Source organism: Defluviitalea raffinosedens (genome assembly GCF_016908775.1).
In the GTDB taxonomy this organism is placed as follows: Bacteria; Bacillota; Clostridia; order Lachnospirales; family Defluviitaleaceae; genus Defluviitalea; species Defluviitalea raffinosedens.
The window spans coordinates 1-3,353 of sequence record NZ_JAFBEP010000041.1; the positions used below are offsets into that span (position 1 = coordinate 1).

A 3,353-nucleotide genomic window follows, 5' to 3' on the forward strand; every position below is an offset into this window, starting at 1 on the left:
AATACTTTTGCCCTTTTGCCATTGTAGACACTTCCTTCCCTTTTTATATTTTAAGGTGTTCGGCTTTTTGTGTCTACACTAATATACTAACACCAGATGGATATCATCCTCACGAATAAAACGCATTGAGCACTTTGCAATATCATGGATGTGCTTTGAACAACACCAAGCAATATATTGACTTCCACCATAGTAATGAATTCTGCGTTTGAAGTGACTTCCGCACTCAGAACATATGATTTTGCCGGAAAAAGGATATCGCTTTTGATATTTACCTTTTCCTTTTTCTATGCCTTTCTCGTCACCACGCTGTCTTAGCAATTCATTCACAGCATCAAATTCTTCATGGCTGATAATTGCTTCATGGTTCTTTTGGATCATGATCTGGTCTTTTTCTCCGTTGTTACGATGCCGTTTGAAATGGTCGTCCGTATATGTTTTTTGCAAGATGACATCACCGGTATATTTTTCGTTTGACAGCATGCCGAGGATAGTAGAAGCATTCCATAAGGCAGCTTTTTTAGGTGTTATACCGTCAGCATTCAAGTCATCTGCAATTTTCTGTGCTCCTTTGCCGGATAAGGCTTCGGAGAATATTCGCCTTACAACAGCAGCCTGCTCTTCATTTACCGTCAAAATGCCATCTTTATAATCATACCCATATGGTGGTGATGATAGCTTAAATGTCCCATTTCGGAAACGGCGCTGGATTGACCATTTATTATTCTGTGAGATAGAAATTGACTCGTTCTCAGCCAGACTACTTAAAATAGTCAACATCAATTCTCCATCCATTGATTGGGTATTGATATTTTCCTTCTCAAAATAGAGAAGCACACCCAGGTCTGACAGCTTTCGAATGAGCTCCAAACAGTCTATCGTATTGCGTGCAAATCGGCTGATAGACTTGGTGACTATAAAGTCAATCCTTCTGTTCTCACAATCTTCTATTAATCGTTGAAGCTCTGAGCGATTTTCCTTGTTTGTACCTGTGACACCTTCGTCATAATAAATTCCGGCAAACTCCCAGTCCGGATTTGATTTTATAAATGATTCATAATGAGTTTTCTGGGCCCCCAAACTGACTAGCTGTTCATCGTTATCAGTCGAAACACGGGCATAAGCAGCAACCCGTAGTTTTGGCTTAATTATTTTTGAATTTGGCTCAATTTTTCTTACCTTTTTCAATTTTTCACCCCCTGGGTACGTGACATATTACCTCTGAACCCCTGTATTATCAAGCAATTCAGGGCATTAACTCGACTCCAAAAGGTGAGAAAGATTGACGGTTTCGGCGGTCGATTTTTACGAATTCCTCCTTCGTAATCAAGCCAGCACCGAGCATTTTCCGAAGCAATTTCAGTGAGCGATAATAATCATACTCGCTCTGGAGTTTCTCCTCTGTTATCGGTTTCCGTATGGCATCAACATGAGTAGTCGTAAGTTCTGTAATTTGCTTCACTTGCATATGGCATTACCTCCTGCCGATATGCGAAAAAACAGCGTGATTCGAACCCCCATGAAAAAGGACAAAAAAATAAAGCCCACAACTCGGAATGGTTACCGTAGCTGTGGGCTAATAAAATTTATCTCAGTTATATCTTATAAAACCATCAAAGCCAGCCGCTTTAAGCTTTTTCAGCATTGTTTCGGCATTTGCTTTGGATGAAAATGCTCCTACCTGAACACGGTAGTATTTCTTATCATCACCTGTGGGCGTTTCCGGTTTCGGTTTTTCCAACAATCCAGCCTTAACTGCCGCACGGAAGGTGTCCATGCTTTCACCGTGACGGGGGAACCAGTGCATCACATCGGCATGATTTGATGCGATTCCTTTTTTGTATCCTTCACTGTGGCAGATGATGTCCTTCTCAGTCAGATTATAGAGTTTACAGAGATACACACATAATTCTACTGCTTCAGAAAATACCTTGCGAAAATACTTCGCATCGGATAAATCATCTTCACATATCTCAAAACTAATATGGGTATCATTCGCTGTACCTCCGGCATGCCAGCCACGATGGTTCCACGGCAATGTCTGATAGGTTGCAATTGAGCCATCTGCCAGCTTACCGATGAAAGCATGAACACAAACTTGACGACCATCAGGTTTTTCCTGATTCCAGTGATTATTGTACTGGTTTATACCTAAAAGGCCATCGTCAGGCCCAATGTACCTACGAAGATAAGGATTGTTGGCACCGGTGCTATGAACCATGATTCCCTTCGGTGTTATCTTTTTTCCTGCCTTATAACACGCATTTTCAGTTAGAATAAGCTTTCTCAGATTCATTGCTCCTTACCTCCCTTGTTATGCAGCTGTGCTAGAATATCTCTTAGCTTTTCCGGTATTGGCAGTCCCAATCGGCCGGCGTTTTCCAGCATGGATACACCCTCATTGGAGCAGTAGAAAAATATAATGGCTGTCCGGAGCGCACTTCCATCCCCGATAAGGTTAGCGTCAATCATGTGTCCAATTCCAACCAATACAAAAACGAGCACCTTCTTAAAGATGCCCTTAAACCCGATCTCACTGGATAAAGTCTTATCTACTATGGCACACATGACACCTGTTATATAATCCGCAACAACTAGAGTAACCAGCGCATATAAAAAGCCATCATACCCGCCAAGAAACCAGCCGAGCAAACCACCTAATGCTGTCAGTACCACCTGTACCCAATTCCAGAATTCCTTCATTGTTAAAACCTCCATTCATAATAAAAAAACACCTCTGAATCGACCAGAAGTGCCAAAGTCATAATTATTGATTTGATTTCTGCTATTCCTTCTATTATTAAGGCTGAAATGGATCTACTCTTTGAATGTTAAAGTCATACTGAATCTTCATTGTATTTGTAGGAGTCTTTGTTACTGGACTTGGAAGCAAAGTCATTGCAGCTATTGGCTCCCACAGAATCCAGCTTTGTCCCCATTGATTAATATAGCTCCCTGATCTACTTACAAACCATCGTTTTATTGCACTTCCTGGTGTATCTTCTAGTACATTTTCGTAACTAAAGGTAAAGTTTCTATAAGCAATATCAATCACGTTGAAATTGTTATCTGTAACAAAAGTATAATTTCCATTACACACAAACCATGTATCAGCATCCCTTGGCTGTAGTCTTAAATTATAACCATTCAGTTGAGATGCACTGGATGGGAATGGTCCAGCTGGGGTAGTAATGGTGCTTAAGTCATATAATGCTGTCTTTGTAAGATTTGCGTCAGGGTTGCAAACTAAAATATATGTCTCTTAATCCCCCTAACCCATTTGGACAATCACACACTAGTTTAGTAAAATAATACTAACAGGAGGTTGTCAAAAATGAGGTCAAAGCAAAACA

General features: G+C 40.6%; 5 protein-coding genes. All 5 read right to left on the bottom strand.

The features are described 5' to 3' along the window. Positions 1-78 precede the first annotated feature (78 nt). The gene (locus JOD07_RS15170) at positions 79-1,188 is read right to left on the bottom strand and encodes a recombinase family protein (RefSeq protein WP_204614626.1); all 1,110 of its coding nucleotides are present in this window, start codon (positions 1,186-1,188) and stop codon (positions 79-81) included. A gap of 58 nt (positions 1,189-1,246) precedes the next feature. Beyond that, positions 1,247-1,468: an SHOCT domain-containing protein gene (locus JOD07_RS15175; protein WP_204614628.1), complete on the bottom strand. Its 222-nt coding sequence runs from the start codon at positions 1,466-1,468 to the stop codon at positions 1,247-1,249. A 123-nt stretch (positions 1,469-1,591) separates the two neighbouring features. Beyond that, a complete protein-coding gene (locus JOD07_RS15180) occupies positions 1,592-2,296 on the bottom strand; it encodes an N-acetylmuramoyl-L-alanine amidase (RefSeq protein ID WP_204614636.1) in 705 nt (234 codons plus the stop codon). Continuing rightward, the gene (locus JOD07_RS15185; protein ID WP_204614638.1) at positions 2,293-2,703 is read right to left on the bottom strand and encodes a phage holin family protein; all 411 of its coding nucleotides are present in this window, start codon (positions 2,701-2,703) and stop codon (positions 2,293-2,295) included. Before JOD07_RS15185 ends, JOD07_RS15180 begins: the two co-directional genes overlap by 4 nt. A gap of 97 nt (positions 2,704-2,800) precedes the next feature. Beyond that, positions 2,801-3,100: a hypothetical protein gene (locus tag JOD07_RS15190; protein ID WP_204614640.1), complete on the bottom strand. Its 300-nt coding sequence runs from the start codon at positions 3,098-3,100 to the stop codon at positions 2,801-2,803. Positions 3,101-3,353 lie beyond the last annotated feature (253 nt).